The organism is Deinococcus soli (ex Cha et al. 2016) (assembly GCF_001007995.1).
GTDB classification, from domain to species: Bacteria; Deinococcota; Deinococci; order Deinococcales; family Deinococcaceae; genus Deinococcus; species Deinococcus soli.
The window spans coordinates 1,574,719-1,589,952 of sequence record NZ_CP011389.1; the positions used below are offsets into that span (position 1 = coordinate 1,574,719).

Annotated in this window: 15 protein-coding genes; 8 read left to right on the plus strand and 7 right to left on the minus strand. The window is 71.6% G+C overall.

The window, feature by feature from the left end; translation table 11 throughout:
- The first annotated feature begins 2 nt into the window (after positions 1 to 2).
- Positions 3 to 248: a hypothetical protein gene (locus tag SY84_RS07820; RefSeq protein WP_046843555.1), complete on the plus strand. Its 246-nt coding sequence runs from the start codon at positions 3 to 5 to the stop codon at positions 246 to 248.
- Here SY84_RS07820 and SY84_RS07825 read toward each other — a convergent pair.
- The 3 genes from SY84_RS07825 to hemC form a co-directional block, all read right to left on the minus strand.
- Entirely contained in the window at positions 245 to 1,231 is a 987-nt protein-coding gene (locus SY84_RS07825; RefSeq protein ID WP_046843556.1) for an asparaginase, read from the minus strand. The genes SY84_RS07820 and SY84_RS07825 overlap by 4 nt on opposite strands.
- 331 nt (positions 1,232 to 1,562) lie before the next feature.
- Positions 1,563 to 1,766, minus strand: a complete 204-nt coding sequence (locus SY84_RS07830) for a hypothetical protein (RefSeq protein ID WP_046843557.1) — start codon at positions 1,764 to 1,766, stop codon at positions 1,563 to 1,565.
- Positions 1,767 to 1,768: 2 nt separating this feature from the next.
- Positions 1,769 to 2,698: a hydroxymethylbilane synthase gene (hemC, locus tag SY84_RS07835; protein WP_046843558.1), complete on the minus strand. Its 930-nt coding sequence runs from the start codon at positions 2,696 to 2,698 to the stop codon at positions 1,769 to 1,771.
- Positions 2,699 to 2,909: 211 nt separating this feature from the next.
- Between hemC and SY84_RS07840 the strand changes: the two genes are divergently transcribed.
- The 3 genes from SY84_RS07840 (at position 2,910) to SY84_RS07850 (ending at position 6,506) form a co-directional block, all read left to right on the plus strand.
- Positions 2,910 to 4,229, plus strand: a complete 1,320-nt coding sequence (locus SY84_RS07840; RefSeq protein WP_046843559.1) for a GH1 family beta-glucosidase — start codon at positions 2,910 to 2,912, stop codon at positions 4,227 to 4,229.
- Positions 4,208 to 5,425: an MFS transporter gene (locus SY84_RS07845; RefSeq protein WP_162200796.1), complete on the plus strand. Its 1,218-nt coding sequence runs from the start codon at positions 4,208 to 4,210 to the stop codon at positions 5,423 to 5,425. The genes SY84_RS07840 and SY84_RS07845 overlap by 22 nt, the downstream gene beginning before the upstream one ends.
- A 76-nt stretch (positions 5,426 to 5,501) precedes the next feature.
- On the plus strand, positions 5,502 to 6,506 hold the full coding sequence (locus SY84_RS07850; protein WP_052751081.1) for a zinc-binding dehydrogenase: 1,005 nt from the start codon (positions 5,502 to 5,504) through the stop codon (positions 6,504 to 6,506).
- Positions 6,507 to 6,576: 70 nt separating this feature from the next.
- Here SY84_RS07850 and SY84_RS07855 read toward each other — a convergent pair whose 3' ends face one another.
- Positions 6,577 to 7,758: an MFS transporter gene (locus SY84_RS07855; RefSeq protein WP_046843561.1), complete on the minus strand. Its 1,182-nt coding sequence runs from the start codon at positions 7,756 to 7,758 to the stop codon at positions 6,577 to 6,579.
- Positions 7,759 to 7,895: 137 nt separating this feature from the next.
- On the opposite strand from SY84_RS07855, the gene SY84_RS07860 reads away from it, so the two are divergent.
- The 4 genes from SY84_RS07860 to SY84_RS07875 all read left to right on the plus strand — a co-directional run bounded on the left by SY84_RS07860 (position 7,896) and on the right by SY84_RS07875 (position 12,664).
- Positions 7,896 to 8,291, plus strand: coding sequence for a MarR family winged helix-turn-helix transcriptional regulator (locus tag SY84_RS07860; RefSeq protein WP_046843562.1), 396 nt, complete (start codon positions 7,896 to 7,898; stop codon positions 8,289 to 8,291).
- A gap of 86 nt (positions 8,292 to 8,377) precedes the next feature.
- Positions 8,378 to 10,180 (plus strand): ABC transporter ATP-binding protein, encoded by a 1,803-nt coding sequence (locus tag SY84_RS07865; RefSeq protein ID WP_046843563.1) that lies wholly within the window; start codon positions 8,378 to 8,380, stop codon positions 10,178 to 10,180.
- 100 nt (positions 10,181 to 10,280) lie between these two features.
- A complete protein-coding gene (locus SY84_RS07870) occupies positions 10,281 to 12,092 on the plus strand; it encodes an ATP-binding cassette domain-containing protein (RefSeq protein WP_046843564.1) in 1,812 nt (603 codons plus the stop codon).
- Positions 12,093 to 12,112: 20 nt separating this feature from the next.
- On the plus strand, positions 12,113 to 12,664 hold the full coding sequence (locus SY84_RS07875) for a hypothetical protein (protein WP_046843565.1): 552 nt from the start codon (positions 12,113 to 12,115) through the stop codon (positions 12,662 to 12,664).
- 44 nt (positions 12,665 to 12,708) lie between these two features.
- Here SY84_RS07875 and SY84_RS07880 read toward each other — a convergent pair whose 3' ends face one another.
- The 3 genes from SY84_RS07880 to SY84_RS07890 are packed head-to-tail and all read right to left on the minus strand — an operon-like array spanning position 12,709 to position 15,148.
- Positions 12,709 to 13,749, minus strand: a complete 1,041-nt coding sequence (locus SY84_RS07880; RefSeq protein WP_046843566.1) for a ComEC/Rec2 family competence protein — start codon at positions 13,747 to 13,749, stop codon at positions 12,709 to 12,711.
- Positions 13,746 to 14,096, minus strand: coding sequence for a DUF3006 domain-containing protein (locus SY84_RS07885; RefSeq protein ID WP_046843567.1), 351 nt, complete (start codon positions 14,094 to 14,096; stop codon positions 13,746 to 13,748). The genes SY84_RS07880 and SY84_RS07885 overlap by 4 nt, the downstream gene beginning before the upstream one ends.
- 41 nt (positions 14,097 to 14,137) lie before the next feature.
- Positions 14,138 to 15,148, minus strand: a complete 1,011-nt coding sequence (locus SY84_RS07890) for a GGDEF domain-containing protein (protein ID WP_046843568.1) — start codon at positions 15,146 to 15,148, stop codon at positions 14,138 to 14,140.
- Positions 15,149 to 15,234 lie beyond the last annotated feature (86 nt).

Here is a 15,234-nt window from a genome sequence, read left to right on the forward strand (position 1 = left end):
GCATGTCCATTGAACAATTCCAGGGAATGAAGGCCCAGGGAGCCGATCCGCTGGAAGTAGCGCGAGCAGCTCAGGCTCAGGGGGCAGGGCCGATCGAGATCATCCGCCTTCTCCGGTCCCTGTTTGAGCTGCCCTTCGTGGACGCGAAGGATCTGGCGACCAGGGCGGTGTATGACATGACGCTGGATCAGTACCAGCAGGAGTTCATCGTGCCGCTCCTGGAGGAAGTGGAGCGGGAAGGTTTCTAGAACTCGTCGCGTTCGAACACCGTCTGGATCTGCTCGCGCGTGAGGCCCTGGCCGAGCAGGATCAGCAGCAGCAGCCGGGCCTTGTGGGCGTTCAGGAAACTGGCGGGAATCGCGCCCGCCTCGACGAGGGTGGCGCCGCCGCCCGCGTAGCCGTACACGGGCAGGACGGGCCCGGCGTGGGTGCGGGTGGCGATCACGACGGGCTTTTCGGTGCCCTGGATGAGCGGGAGGAGTTCGGCGGGGAGGTTCCCGGTGCCGAGCGCGGCGATGACCAGCCCGTCGGCCCGCTCGGCGGCCTCGGCGTACCCTTCGCCGGTCCAGCCGGCGTAGGCGTAGAGGATCTCCACGCGGGCGCGCAGGTGCGTGGGGTGGTACGTGGCGCGCGGTTCCGGCATGGCGAAGTAGTGCAGGCGCGGCGTGTGCCCCTCGCGGTCGATGCGGCCGATGGGGCCGGGGTATCCGCCGAAGGCGTCCACGGCGGTCGTGTGGATCTTCGTGACGGTCCGCGCGTCGAAGATGTCCCCGCCGATCACGACCAGCGGACCCCGCCCGGGACTGTGGGGGTGCAGGGCGACGTGCGCGGCGTCCAGCAGGTTGGCGGGGCCGTCCCAGCTGATCTCCTCGGCGTGGCGCATGCTGCCGGTCAGGACGACCGGGACCTTCACGTCCAGCATCAGGTGCAGCGCGAACGCCGTTTCCTCCAGGGTGTCGGTGCCGTGCGTGACGACCACGCCGTCGTGCGTGGGGGCCAGTTCGCGGATCAGGGCCGCCAGCTGCCCCATGTGCCCGGGCGTCATGTGCGGGCTGGGCAGGCTGAACGGTTGCGCCTCGGTGACCTGCACCTGTTCCAGGCCGGGCAGGGTGGGGGGCGTCTGGGGGGTGAGACCGCGCCCGTCGGGACTGGGGCGGCTGGCGATCGTGCCGCCCGTGTGGATCAGTGCCAGTCGGGGCGCGCGGGCGGGCGGGGTGGCGTCACTGGGCATCACTGGCATGGTAGTCGCGGCGGCGGGGGGCCGCAGCCAGGGGTCTAGGGTCGAGGGGCCCGGGGGCGGGAGTGGCCCGCTGTGCCGGACGGCCTGCCGGGGAGGTTGGCACGGCGCTTCGACCCTCAGACTGTTATAAGGATTCCGTTTGTTTCGTTGACAGACTGGAAGACCACAAATCTGTCAACTCCACGCCCGGAACCCGCTTCTCTCCTCCTCGCTCCGCTCGGGTTGAAAGATTTTGCAAACCTTTCAACCGGAGTCCGTATTAGACCCCGCGAAACGACAGCGCCCGCCAGCACCGGGGGTCTGGCGGGTCGGTCGTGAGGGGTCAGCGGCGCAGACGCTGCCAGACGAAGGTCACGGCGAACACGGCGGCGGTCAGGGGCAGTTCGGCCAACAGCGCGTCCGGGATGGGCGTGGCGGCCTGGGTGCGCTGCCACAGCCCGGCACCCAGCCACAGCAGCGCGGCCAGGGTGGGAATCAGGAAGCGGCTGCGGCGCGGACCGGCAGGCGGCGCGGGCTGGTCGGGCAAGGTCAGCTGCGCGCGGCGTCGATCAGGGCCTGCGCGCCGCGGTCGAGCATGTCGGTGGCCAGTTCGGCGCCCAGGTCGGCGCATTCGCTGGGGTCACCCTGCGTGGTGGCGCGGATGACGTGCCCGCCGTCCAGCGCGCCCACCCAGCCTTCCAGGGTCAGCAGGCCGCCCTTGACGGTGGCGTGCGCGCCGACCGGTGCCATGCAGCCCGCGCCGAGGCCCGCGAGGAATTCGCGTTCGGCGGTGATGCGGTCGTCGGTGGTGTGGTCGTGGATGGCGTACGCGACCTCGATGGTCAGGTCGTCGTCGGCGCGGGTTTCCAGCGCCAGGGCGCCCTGGCCGGGGGCGGGCAGCATGATGTCGGGTTCGACGAACTCGTCGATGCGGTGGCGCATCTCGGTGCGGATCAGTCCGGCGGCGGCCAGGATGATCGCGTCGTACTCGTTCCCGGCCAGCGCGGCGAGGCGCGTGTCGATGTTGCCGCGCAGGTCGATGACCTGCAGGTCCGGGCGGTAGGCGCGCAGGAACGCCTTACGGCGCACGCTGCTGGTGCCCACGCGGGCGCCCTGCGGCAGGTCCGCGAGGCGTTTCATGCCTTCCTTGCCGATCAGCACGTCCCGCGCGTCCACGCGGCGGGGAATGGAGCTGACCTCCAGGCCCTCGGGCTGCTCGGTGGGCAGGTCCTTCAGGGAATGCACCGCGATGTCGATCCGCTTGGCGAGCAGGGCGTCCTCGATTTCCTTGACCCAGAAGCCCTTGTCGCCCTTCTGCGCCATGGCCTCCAGGCTGCCGCGGTTGCGGTCGCCCTTCGTGCTGATGGTCTGAATGCGGAAGTCCGTGTCCGGCCATTCCTCTTTCAGGCGAGCCACCACCCACTGGGTCTGTGCAAGCGCAAGAGTGCTGCCGCGCGTTCCTACCGTCACCATCCGCATAACCCGCGCATTATACGCGCCGCAACCCGGGCGCGCACGCGCGCTTCGGGACGCGGGTCAGAATGTGAAGGATCATGATACGGATTCCGTCTGTTTCGTTTACCGCCCGGACAGGACACCGGGCGGCTCACTGCACGCCCGGAACCCGCTCGACTCCTGCTCTCTTCGCTCGGGTGGATGTGGCGCTGCGCCCCACGCCACCGGAGGCCGTATGACAGGCTTTCCGGACGGATTCGTGTGGGGCGTGGCGACATCGGCGTACCAGATCGAGGGCGCGGCGCGTGAGGACGGGCGGGGCGCGAGCGTGTGGGACACGTTCAGTCACACGCCGGGGCGGGTGCGGGGCGGCGCGACCGGGGACGTGACCTGCGACCACTACCACCGCTGGCCGGGGGACGTGGCGCTGCTGCGCGAGCTGGGCGCAGGTGCGTACCGCTTCAGCGTGGCGTGGCCGCGCGTGCAGCCCGGCGGGCGCGGGCGGGTGAACGCGGCGGGACTGGCCTTCTGCGACCGGCTGATGGACGGGCTGCTGGGCGCGGGCGTGCAGCCGTGGGTGACGCTGCACCACTGGGACCTGCCGCAGGAGCTGGAGGACGCGGGCGGCTGGCTGAGCCGCGACACGGCGCACCGGTTCGAGGAGTACGCGTTCCTGGTCGGGGAGCGGCTGGCGGACCGCGCGGCGGCGTTCATGACGCTGAACGCGCCGTCCGTGGTGATGCTGCGGGGGTACGCGCACGGCACGCACGCGCCGGGGCGGACGCTGGGCCTGGGGGCGTTCCCGGCCGCGCACCATCAGCTGCTGGGGCATGGGCTGGCGGCGCGGGCGCTGCGGGAGGCGGGCGCGCGGCAGGTGGGCATCGCGAACACGTACGCCCCGGCGTGGCCTGCCACGGACCGTGACGCGGACGTGCAGGCGGCGGGCCTGATGGACGCGCTGCGCCACCACCTGTTCACCGATCCCCTGCTGCGCGCCGCGTACCCCGCGCCCGTGCTGGACCTGCTGCGCGAGCACGCCCCGCAGCTGCTGGAGGCCGTGCGCCCCGGCGACCTGGACGTGATCGCCGCGCCGCTGGATTTTCTGGGCGTGAACGATGACCAGCCGGACTGGGTGCGGGCCGATCCGAGCCGTCCCTTCGGCGTGGCGCCGGAACCCGCCCCGACGGGGGTGGCCGGACCTGAGGCCCTCACACAGACGCTGCTGGACCTGAAAGACCGCTACGGGGACGCCTGCCCGCCGCTGGTCGTCACGGGCAGCGGCTGCTCCCTGCCCGACGTGCCGGACGCGGACGGGCGGGTGCGGGACGCGGCGCGCATCCGCTCCCTGGAGGCGCACATCGAGGCTACCCGATTGGCGGTCCAGAAAGGTGCGCCGGTCAGCGGCTATCTTGCCTGGACTCTCATGGACAATTTTCAGTGGGCGGACGGCTTCGACCAGCGTTTCGGGCTGGTGCACGTGGACTTCGGGACGCAGATGCGGACCCGCAAGGACAGCTTTTCCTGGTATCAGGCGTGGCTGCGGGAGCAGGCGTGAGTGTCGCCGCGCCCGTGTCGTGGCGGTTCATGCTGCCGTACACCCTGGCGACCCTGGCGATGTGGATGGCCTTCAACGCGCCCGGTCAGGTGCTGATCGGGCAGCAGCTCATCACGCTGGACGAGGCGAACAAGGAGGCGAATCTCGCGCTGATCCTGGGCGTGGGGGCGCTGATCAGCCTGCTCGCCAACCCCATCTTCGGGGCGCTGAGTGACCGCGCCCGCGGACGTCTGGGCCGCCGCCGCCCGTACCTGATCGGCGGGGCCGTTGCCGCGACTGCCGGACTGCTGCTGCTGGGTGTGGGGGGCAGCGTGCCCGTGCTGGTCGCCGGGTGGGGCCTGACGCAGCTGGCCCTGAACGCCTATCAGGCCGCGCTGACCGCCGTCATTCCCGACCGCGTGCCGCCCAGCCAGCGCGCCACCGTCAGCGGCCTGGCGGGCCTGTCGCAGGTGCTCGGCACGATCCTCGGCGTGGGCCTCACCGGGCTGCTGCCCGTCATGCTCGCCAGGTACGCGCTGCTGGGCGCGCTGCTGCTCCTCGCCATGCTGGGCTTCGTCCTGACCAGCCGCGACCCGCAGGCGCCCACCACCCCGCCCGCGCCGCTGACCCTGGCGGGGTTCCTCAGCCCGCTGCGGCACCGGGACTTCGCGCTGGCGTGGCTCACGCGCGGCCTCGTGACGCTCGGGTACGCGCTGGGCACCACGTACCTGCTGTACTTCCTGCGCGACCGGGTCGGCCTGAACGACCCCGCCGCCGGGGTGTTCCAGGCGAACCTGGCCGCCGGGGGCGCGCTGCTGCTGACCGTCCTGCTGGGCGGCGTCCTCAGCGACCGCCTGGGGCGCCGCAAGGTGTTCGTGATCGGCTCCACCGTCGTCATCGCCGCCGGCCTCCTGACGCTGGCGCTGCTGCCCACGTGGCCCGGCACGCTCGCCGCCGCCGCGCTGATGGGCGCAGGCTTCGGGGTGTACCTCGCCGTGGACGTCGCCCTGATCACCGAGGTGCTGCCCAGCGCGCACGACAGCGCCCGCGACCTCGGCGTGATCAACGTCGCCCTGACCCTCCCACAGACCTTCGCGCCCGCCCTGTGCGCCCTGTTCGTCTCCAGACTCGGCGGGTACACGCCCCTCTTCCTGGCGGCGGCCGTCATCACCCTCGTCAGCGCCGCGCTCGTGCAGGGCATCCGCGGCGTGCGCTGACGCACCCGGGCCGCCCCTGCCGCGCAATTGGTGAAAGGTCACGGCCCGGCCGCGCGCCGCGGCGTACCGTCAGCGCATGACCATGCATGCCTTCACGGCCACCCAGCCCGGTGAACCCCTGACCCTGCAGTGGACGCCCGTGCCCACCCCGGCGCCCGGCCCGGGCGAGATCCGCGTGCGGCTGGCGGCCGTGACCGTCAACCCGGTGGATTTCAAGCTGCTGCGTGGTGGGCATCCCGCCTGGACGTACCCGCACGTGCCCGGCGTGGACGGCGCCGGGACCGTCGAGGCGGTCGGCCCGGGCGTGGAGACCCTGCGGCCCGGGGACCGCGTGGCGATGCACGTGGACCTCACGCGGCCCGGCGTGTTCGCCGAGGCGGTCGTCACGAGCGCCCACACGGTCGCGCGCGTGCCCGACGGGGTGCCGCTGACGGTCGCGGCGGCGCTGCCCTGCGCGGGCATGACCGCGTACCAGAGCCTCGACCGTCGGCTGGGCGTGCGGCCCGGCCTGTGGCAGCCCGGCGACTGGGTGCTCGTGAACGGCGCGAGCGGCGGGGTGGGCGGGTACGCCACGCAGCTCGCGCGGCGGGCGGGGGCGCGCGTGATCGGCGTGGCGTCCACCGCGAACCACGCGTACCTGCGGAGGCTGGGGGCCGAGGTGACCCTGGATTACCGCTCGGGGGATCTGGCCGCGCAGGTGCGCGAGGTGACGGGCGGGGCGGGCGTGCCGGCGGTGGTCGAGACGGCCGGGCAGGCGACGGCGCTGCTGGACGCCGTCGCGTTCGGTGGGGGCATGGCGTGCGTGCTGGGCCTGCCGGACCTGCCCACCTACCGCGCGCATCCGGCGAAGATCAGCGTGCATCCGATCGCGCTGGGCGCCGCGCATGCCAGTGGCGACCGCCGCGCGCAGGAGGATCTGGGCGTCATGCTGGGCGACCTGCTGGCGCTCGTCCTGAACGGCGAGCTCGATCCGCTGGTGACGGACGTCCGGGAGCGGGAGGCGCTGCCCGCGACCCTGGCGGAACTCTCGGCGGAGGGCGTGCGCGGCAAGCTGGTGGTCCGCATGAGCGGCGAGGACTGAACCCCGGGCAACCGGTCAGAGGGAGGGGAGCACGTACATGATGCGCTCCCCTCTCCCGTGGTGGCGTGGTTCAGTCGGCGGCGTGCAGGGCCGGGGCGTGGCGGTCGAGGCGGGCGCTGAGCAGGGTCAGGAGCAGGCCGCCCGCGACGAACAGCGCGCCGATCCAGGGGGTGGCGGCCAGACCCAGGGCGCTGCTGACGACCAGCCCGCCGATGAAGGCACCCGCGGCGATGCCGAGGTTGAACGCGGCGATGTTCAGGGCGCTGGCGACGTCCACGCCGCCGGGAGTGAAGCGCTGCGCGAGCTGCACGACGTACACCTGCAGGCCCGGGACGTTCGCGAAGGCCAGGGCGCCCATCAGGAACAGGGTGATCACGGCAAGGACGGGGTGCGGGGCGGTGAAGGTGAAGGCGAGCAGCACGAGCGCCTGCGCGAGGAACAGCGTGGTCAGCGCCCGGACGGGGTCGCGGTCGGCCATCTTTCCGCCGATGACGTTGCCGGCGGCGATGGCGACGCCGTACACGAGCAGCAGGACGCTGACCATGTTCGCGCTGAAGCCGGTGATGGTTTCCAGGACGCTGCCGAGGTACGTGAAGGTGACGAAGGTGCCGCCGTACCCGAGGGCGGTCATGGCGAACACGAGCAGCAGGCGGGGGTGGACGAGCACGCGGGCCTGCTGGGCCAGGGTCGTGACGTCCCCACGGGGGAGGGTGCGGGGGAGCAGGGCGGCGGTGGCGATCAGGGAGACGACGCCCAGGGCGGTGATGATCCAGAAGGTGGCGCGCCAGCCGAGTTCCTGGCCGACCCAGGTGCCGGCGGGGACGCCGATGGCGGTGGCGAGGGTCAGGCCCGCGAACATGGTGGCGATGGCGCTGGCGCGTTTTTCGGGGGCGACGAGGCCGGCGGCGATGGTGCTGCCGACGCTGAAGAACACGCCGTGGGCCAGGGCGCTGAGGATGCGGGCGGTCATCAGGAGGGCGTAGGAGCCGGACAGGGCGGCGGCGACGTTGGCGGCGGTGAAGAGGACCATCAGGCCGAGGAGCAGGTGTCGCCGGGGGAGGTGGCCGGTGAGGGCGGTGAGGATGGGCGCGCCGAGGGCGACGCCCAGGGCGTAGCCGCTGACGAGGAGTCCGGCGCTGGGGACGCTGACGCCGAGGTCGGCGGCGATAGTGTTGAGCAGGCCGACGATGACGAATTCGGTGGTTCCGATGGCGAAGGCGCTGATGGCCAGGGCGAGCAGGGCTGGGGGCATGGGTGGAATCTCCTGGAATGGGGGGCGGCGCAGTGGGACACGTCACCCCCTGCTATAATGTTTGCACAAGCAATGCTTGCGTCTGCAAGTAAATTAGACTTGAACCTCTCCCCTGTCAACCCCCACCCTGGAGACCCATGACCACCAACCTCGAAACCCGCTGGCAGACCCTCGACCACGAGTGGCAGACCGTCAGCCGCGCCCTGGAACACGCCCTGAACACCCACCACGACCTCAGCCTCAGCGAGTACCGCGTCCTCGCCGCGCTGGAAGCCAAACACGACCACCACCACCGCATGCAGGTCCTCGCCGATCTGGCCGGGCTCTCCCAGAGCGCCACCACCCGCCTCGTCGCCCGGCTTGAGGCGCAGGACTGCGGCCTGCTCGCCCGTTACATGTGCCCCACCGACCGGCGCGGCGTGTACACCGAGATCACCCCCACCGGCCTCGCCAAGCTCACCCGCGCCCGCCAGACCGTTCAGGACACCCTCGCCGGGCTCTGGACCGGCCGCGACACCCCCACCCCGGCCTGACCCCCACCTCTGCCCCGTCCCGCACTGCCAGCCCCATGCGCCACTCGGCGGATGCGCTTCCAGCGCCGGGTCGCTAGCCTGAGAGGATGTCGTCTTCTGCCGCCGTGTCTCCCTCCGTGCCACCCGACGCTCCGCCGCGGAGCGCGCTGGGGGTGCTGGGCACGTACCTGGGGCCGCTGCGGTGGCAGGTGGCGGCGCTGGCGGCGCTGCTGCTGACCGGCACGGGCCTGAACCTGCTGCTGCCGCAGCTGCTGCAACAGTTCGTCGACAACGCCAAGCAGGGCGCGGGCGCGGACGTCGCGGGGCTGGTGCGGCTGGCGGGCCTGTACATCCTGCTCGCGGTGGGCGTGCAGCTCATGACCGCCGGGGCGACGTACGTGGGCGCGCGGGTCGGCTGGACCGCCACGAACCGCCTGCGCGCCGACCTGATGGCGCACCTGCTGTCGCTGGACATGCGCGAGCACAAGGAGCGCACGCCGGGCGAGATGATCGAGCGGATCGACGGGGACGTGACGGCCCTGAGCAATTTCTTCTCTCAGTTCGCGGTGCGGGTGTTCGGCGCGGCGCTGCTGCTGACCGGCGCGCTGGTGATGTTCTTCCGGGAGGACTGGCGGATCGGGCTGGGCGTGACCGTGTTCACGGCCATCACGCTGACCGCGATGAACCGCGTGCGGAAACTGGGCGTGGAACCCACCCGCCTGGAACGCGAGGCGAGCGCGCGGCTGTTCGGTTTCGTCGAGGAGCGACTGGCGGGCCTGGAGGACGTGCGCAGCCTGGGCGCGGGTGGGCACCACCTGCGGCGCTTCCTGGACGTGCAGCGGACCTTCTTCACGCGCTCCATCAATTCCTGGCGGCGGCGCAGCGTGGTGTGGCAGCTGAGCATGGCGCTGTTCGCGGTCGGGTACGTGGGCGTGCTGGGCGCAGCGGTCGGCCTTTACGCGGGCGGCGCGATCACGCTGGGCACGGCGTTCCTGCTGTACCAGTACATGACGCTGGTGGAGGAACCCATCGATCAGCTCACGCAGCAGCTTCAGGACCTGCAGAAGGCCGGGGCGAGCCTGGGGCGCGTGTCGGAACTGCTCGCGCTGCGCAGCGCCGTCCGCGGGGGCGAGACGCCCCTCCCGGCGGGGCCGCTGCCGCTGGCGTTCCGGGACGTGACGTTCAGCTACGCCCCCGAGGACCCGCAGGCGCGCGGCGTGCTGCGGGGCGTGAGCTTCGACCTGCCCGCCGGGCAGACCGTGGGCCTGCTGGGCCGCACCGGCAGCGGCAAGACCACACTCACCCGCCTGATCTCGCGGCTGTACGACGCGACGCAGGGCGAGATCCTGCTGGGCGGCGTGAACGTGCAGGCCACCCCCCTGCACGACCTGCGCTCCCGCGTGGCGGTCGTCACGCAGGACGTGCAGCTGTTCCAGGCGAGCGTCCGCGACAACCTCAGCTTCTTCGACCCGCACGTCACCGACGCGCAGGTGGAGGCCGCGCTGCACGAGGTCGGCCTGAGCGCCTGGCTGGCCCGCCTGCCCGACGGCGTCCGCACGCCGCTGCCCACCGGGAGCCTGTCTGCCGGGGAGGCGCAACTCCTGGCGTTCGCGCGCGTCATGCTGCGCGACCCCAGCCTGATCATCCTGGATGAACCCAGCAGCCGCCTCGACCCCGCCACCGAGGCCCTGCTAACCGCCGCCATGACCCGCCTGCTGTCGGGCCGTACCGCGATCATCATCGCGCACCGCCTCGACACCGTCGCCCGCGCCGACCGCATCCTGGTCCTCGGCGACGGCGAGGTGCTGGAGGACGGCCGCCGCGACGACCTCGCCCGCGACCCCCGCAGTCACTACGCCGCCCTGCTGCGCGCCGGACAGCTGAACGAACACGACGGAGTGCTGGCATGAGGCGGGGAGTAGGGAGTGGAAAGTGGGCAGTGGGACCACATCACACCCCTCTCTTCGTTCCACTCACCACTGTCCACTCACCACTTTCTGGAGTCCGACCATGACCACCTCTCCTCTCCCCCAGCCGCCCGTGCCCGTGAAGGAACGGACGTTCGCGCTGTCGAAGGAACTGTTCCGCTACAAGCCGGGGCTGTTCGCGTTCAACCTGTTCATGTGGGGCATGGTGCACGCCAGCCCGGCGCTGCTGACCCTGGCGGTCAGCGGCGTGTTCCGGGCGCTGGAGCAGGCCGACGGCCTGAAGACCGGCGGGCAGCCCATCAACCCAGCGATTGCGGCGGCGTGGGTATCGGTGGCGTGGTTCGCGTTCGTGCGCCTGAGCCGCTTCGGGATCTTCTACGGCGCGTTCCGCGCGTGGATCGAGCTGTGGTACACCCTGGACGCCCTGGTGCGCCGCAACCTCCTGAGCTACCTGCTCACCGCCCGCCGCTCCCGGCGCCTGCCGGACACGCCCGCCGAGGCGGTCAGCCGCTTCCGGGACGACGTGGACGACGTCGCCGGGTACACCGAGGTGTGGGTGGACGGCGCGGGCTTCGTGCTGTACTCCCTGGTGGCGATCACGCTGATGGCCCGCGTGGACCCGCTGATCACGGCGCTGGTGTGCACGCCGCTGCTGCTGATGGTGGTGTTCGTGCAGCGCCTGTCCCCCACCATCCGCACCTACCGCCGCCGCATGCGCGAGGCGACCGCCCGCGTCACGGACTTCATCGGCGAGACCTTCGGCGCCGTGAGCGCCGTGAAACTCGCCGCGCGTGAAGGCGGCATGGTCACGCACCTGCGCGCCCTGGGCGAAACGCGCCGCCACGCCGCCCTGCGGGACGTGCTGCTGACCGAACTGATCCGCGGCGTGAACACGAACATGGTGAACCTCGCCGTGGGGCTCGTGCTGCTGCTCGGCGCGAACAAGGTGCGCGGCGGCACGCTGGACGTCGCGGACTTCGTGCTGTTCATCGGCCTGCTGCCCCGCCTGACCGGCAGCATGGGCTTCTTCGGGGACGCCATCGCCCGCCACCGCCGCACGGGCGTCAGCTATGACCGCATGACCCGCCTGCTGCAGGACGCGCCGGACACCACCATCGTCGAGCACCACGACGCGTACCTGAACCGCGAGGCGCCCGCCGCGCCCCCTGCCCCCGCCGCGATTCCCCTGCGCGAGCTGCACGTGGACGGCCTGACCGCCCTGCACCCCAGCGGCCTGGGTGTGAGTGAGGCGAGCTTCAGCGTGGGGCGCGGCGAGTTCGTGGTGGTCACCGGGCGCATCGGCAGCGGCAAGAGCACCCTGCTGCGCGCCGTGCTGGGCCTGATCCCCACGCAGTCCGGTAGCGTCCAGTGGAACGGCGAGACGCTGGACGACCCCGCCTCGTTCCTCGTGCCCCCCCGCAGCGCGTACACCGCTCAGCTACCCAACCTCTTCAGCGACACCCTGCGCGAGAACATCACCAGCGGCGCCGACGAGGCGCACCTCAGCGGCGCCGTGCAGCTCGCCGTCCTCGAACCCGACCTGCACGCCCTGAGCGGCGGCCTCGACACCCCCGTCGGCGCGCGCGGCGTGAAACTCAGCGGCGGGCAGATCCAGCGCGCCGCCGTCGCCCGCATGCTCGCCCGCCCCGCCGACCTCCTCGTGTTCGACGACGTCAGCAGCGCCCTCGACGCCCGCACCGAGGCGCAACTCTGGCAGGGCCTCGCCCAGACCGACGCCACCTGCCTCGTCGTCAGCCACCGCCGCGCCGCCCTCCTGCGCGCCGACCGCATCCTCCTGATGGAAAACGGCCGCATCACCGACGAAGGCACCCTGCCCGACCTGCTCGAACGCAGCGACGAGATGCGCGCCCTCTGGGCCGAACAGGACGCTTAACGGGGCTGTGGGGTGTGGGCATGAGCGCCGCAGATGACCTGCTGGACGTGTTCCAGAGCTTCTGCACCGAGTGGGGATTCAAGGTCATCTCACCCGGTGAAGCGGTGCGGGACATCTCGCACGGACGCCAGCGGCTGCACCTGGATGTGCAGCCCCGCCAGTCCTTCTGGCGGGTGAGCCTGATCGCCCGCACCTCGTTTCTTGTCGAGCCGGACGTAGAGGAATACGCCTGCTCCTTCAGGACCTCGGCGCATTTCCTGAATCTGTCTTGGCCTCTCGCCTGGGAACTGACCGGCCCGGCCTCACTGCCCCGCGTGCGCGAGGGAATACAGCGCGCCTACGCTGAGGAACTCGGCCCATTCCTGGAGCAGACCCGCACCCCGGACGGCCTGCTGCGCTGGCTGCGACAGGAGGACGCCCCTCTGCGTCTGATCTCGCCGTCCATCACCCAGCCGCTCCGGCGGGGGCTGTGGCTGACCGACCACCTGCCCGTGCAGGAGCGGGCAGCCGTGCAGCACGACCTGCGGGAAAGGATCATCCTGATCCGGCAGGTGATGAACCGCAACAGCTGAAGTGGGCCTCCCGGTCATCCAGGGGCCCACGCTGACCTCCGCGTTCAGCGGTCGGTGGTGATGGTGTACGTGCCGTCGCCGCTGCCCTGGACGGTGACGGTGCCCTGGCGGTCAGTGCGGTACACGCGCGCTCCGGCCTGCTTGTAGAGGTTCAGGGCACTCTTGGTGGGGTGGCCGTAGGTGTTGGAGGCGCCGACGCTGATGACGACGTTCTGGGGGCGGACGTACGCGAGCCACGCGGCGCTGTCGCCGTTCGCGGCGCCGTGGTGGATGCTCTTGTACACCTGGAAGGGACCCCTCAGGTCCTCGCGTTCCTGTGCGAGCCAGCCTTCGGTTTCCGGGGTTTCGCTGTCGCCGGTCATCAGGGCGCGGAAGGACCCGAACTGCAGGGCGACGCCGACGCTGTTCTCGTTCTGGTCGTCGCCCATGCCGGGGGGTGGGGCGATCACGCGGAGTTTCACGCTGCCGAGGTTCACGGTCTGATTGCTGGCTTTCGTGAAGGTACTTCCGACGTCCTGGAGGGCCTTGACCAGGCGGTCCCAGGTCTGGGTGGTGCCGCCCAGGCCGTTGTTGATGAACACGCGTGGTTTCAGCGTGGCGGCGGGCACGAGGCCCGCGATGTGGTCGGCGTCGGCGTGCGAGGCGACCATCAGGTCGAGGGCCGTGAGGTTCAGTTCGTCGATGTAGTCGCGCAGGCGCTCGCTGCTGCGGCCCCCGTCGATCAGGGCGGTCTTGCCTTCGGGGCTCTGGATGAGGATCGCGTCGCCCTGCCCGATGTCGAGGAAGCGGATGGTGACCTGTCCGGCGGGGCCGGTGGGTCTGGTGTCGCCGCCATCCTGGCCGCCCTGTTTCATCCAGCCGCACGCGGCGAGACTGGCGGTGCCGATCAGCACGAGGACGCCCAGCAGGTCTGACGGGCTGGGGCCCTTGCGGGCGGCGGATTTCCCCTTCGCGCGGCCGCGGGGTGGGGCTTTCGGGGAGGCTTTGGTGGTGGCTTCAGGCGTTCTGGCAGGGGTCTTGCGGGCGGGCGCAGCCTTTTTCGGGGCGGCCTTCCTGGGCGCGGGAACCTTCTTCGGGCCGGTCACAGGTCGATCTCTCCCTGGTCGTTGGTGGGTGGGCCCTGGCGGGCGTTCAGGGCGTCCAGTTGGGCCTGGGCCTGCGCGCGCCGCTCGCGCGTCTCGCGGGGCAGCGCGCGGAAACTCACGCCGTCCGGGCCGTCCTGCACGGCCAGCAGGTCACCCTCGCGCACGCCGTCCGGGAGGTGACGGGCGGGGACGTCCACGGTCTCGCCGTCCGGGCGTTCCAGCCGCGCGACCGGGCCGCGCGGAGTGTCCTCCAGCGCGTCGACCGTCCAGCGTTCTGGCGTGGGTGTGGCCGGGGCGTCCGTCCCGCCGGGGCGTTCTGCTCCGGGACGATGATCTTCTGCGCTCATGTCCTCAGCGTAACCCATGGGGGGCAATCCGCGCCGGTCCGTCACGCGACATCCTCCGGCGAGACGACCAGATGCGCGCGGGCCCGTTTCGCGGCGTACATGTGCCGGTCGGCGCGCCGCACCCACTCGGTCAGCGGCTCCCCCACGTGGCGCGCGGCCAGCCCCACGTTCACGAACGGCGACGCGGGCAGCGCCCGGCCCGCCAGACCGTCCAGCCCCGCGCGCAGCAGCGCCGCCGCCCGCTCGGGGCCGCACGGCAGCAGCAGCGCGAACTCGTCCCCGCCCAGCCGGAACGCCTCGCCCCGCGTGGCGGTCAGGTCCAGCAGCGCCTCCCCGATCCCGCGCAGGACCACGTCGCCCGCCGCGTGCCCCAGGTCGTCGTTGATGCGTTTGAATTCCTGCACGTCCAGCACGGCCAGCGTCCACTCGCCGGCCGCGTGCCCCGCCGCCTCGCCCCGCAGCGCGAACTGGCGGCGGTTGAACAGCCCGGTCAGCGGGTCGGTGTTCGCCTCTCGTTCGAGCTGCTCGTGCAGCGCCGCGTTCTCCATCACGATGCCCAGCTGCACGCCCAGCAGTTCCAGAAATTCCAGGTCCTCGGGCGTGAACGCGTTCAGCGCGTAGCTCTGCACGGACAGCACGCCCAGCGTCTCCCCGCCAGCACGCAGCGGGACACCCATCCAGGACATGGTGTGCGGCAGGTCCGGGCGGTAGTGGACGCGCACGACCGTCAGGCCCTCACGGTCCAGGTACGCGGGCAGGTCGTTCTCCAGGCGCACGCGGTCCATCACGACCCGTTCCAGCAGTCCGTCGCGGCGCGGCCCGAGCCACTGCTCGGCGATGACGTCGCCCTCCAGGGTCTGCAGAGCCCAGCCGCCCTCAGGCGTGCACCGCGCGAGGAGCGTGATGGGCGAGGCGAACAGCGCCTGCACCTCATGGTGCATGGTGCGCAGCAGGTCCTCGGTGCGGACATGACGGGAGAGCGACGCGATCACCTGCACCAGGGATCGGTACCGGGCGATCTGCCGCTGCGCGTCGGCGTGTTCCGTGGTCACCTTGCTCCGGATTGTGCCATATCGAATCTTTCGGTCCCGTCACAGCGCGGCGGAGACCCGGCGGCCGCGTGAAGCGCGGATTGAGG

What these genes read in the sequence shown, in the direction of transcription:
- SY84_RS07885 (WP_046843567.1), bottom strand. Translation starts at nt 14,096, where the DNA reads ATGAGCGCAGAAGATCATCGTCCCGGAGCAGAACGCCCCGGCGGGACG.
- SY84_RS07825 (WP_046843556.1), bottom strand. Translation starts at nt 1,231, where the DNA reads ATGCCCAGTGACGCCACCCCGCCCGCCCGCGCGCCCCGACTGGCACTG.
- SY84_RS07840 (WP_046843559.1), top strand. Translation starts at nt 2,910, where the DNA reads ATGACAGGCTTTCCGGACGGATTCGTGTGGGGCGTGGCGACATCGGCG.
- SY84_RS07875 (WP_046843565.1), top strand. Translation starts at nt 12,113, where the DNA reads ATGAGCGCCGCAGATGACCTGCTGGACGTGTTCCAGAGCTTCTGCACC.
- SY84_RS07850 (WP_052751081.1), top strand. Translation starts at nt 5,502, where the DNA reads ATGACCATGCATGCCTTCACGGCCACCCAGCCCGGTGAACCCCTGACC.
- hemC (WP_046843558.1), bottom strand. Translation starts at nt 2,698, where the DNA reads ATGCGGATGGTGACGGTAGGAACGCGCGGCAGCACTCTTGCGCTTGCA.
- SY84_RS07860 (WP_046843562.1), top strand. Translation starts at nt 7,896, where the DNA reads ATGACCACCAACCTCGAAACCCGCTGGCAGACCCTCGACCACGAGTGG.
- SY84_RS07855 (WP_046843561.1), bottom strand. Translation starts at nt 7,758, where the DNA reads ATGCCCCCAGCCCTGCTCGCCCTGGCCATCAGCGCCTTCGCCATCGGA.
- SY84_RS07820 (WP_046843555.1), top strand. Translation starts at nt 3, where the DNA reads ATGTCCATTGAACAATTCCAGGGAATGAAGGCCCAGGGAGCCGATCCG.
- SY84_RS07870 (WP_046843564.1), top strand. Translation starts at nt 10,281, where the DNA reads ATGACCACCTCTCCTCTCCCCCAGCCGCCCGTGCCCGTGAAGGAACGG.
- SY84_RS07865 (WP_046843563.1), top strand. Translation starts at nt 8,378, where the DNA reads ATGTCGTCTTCTGCCGCCGTGTCTCCCTCCGTGCCACCCGACGCTCCG.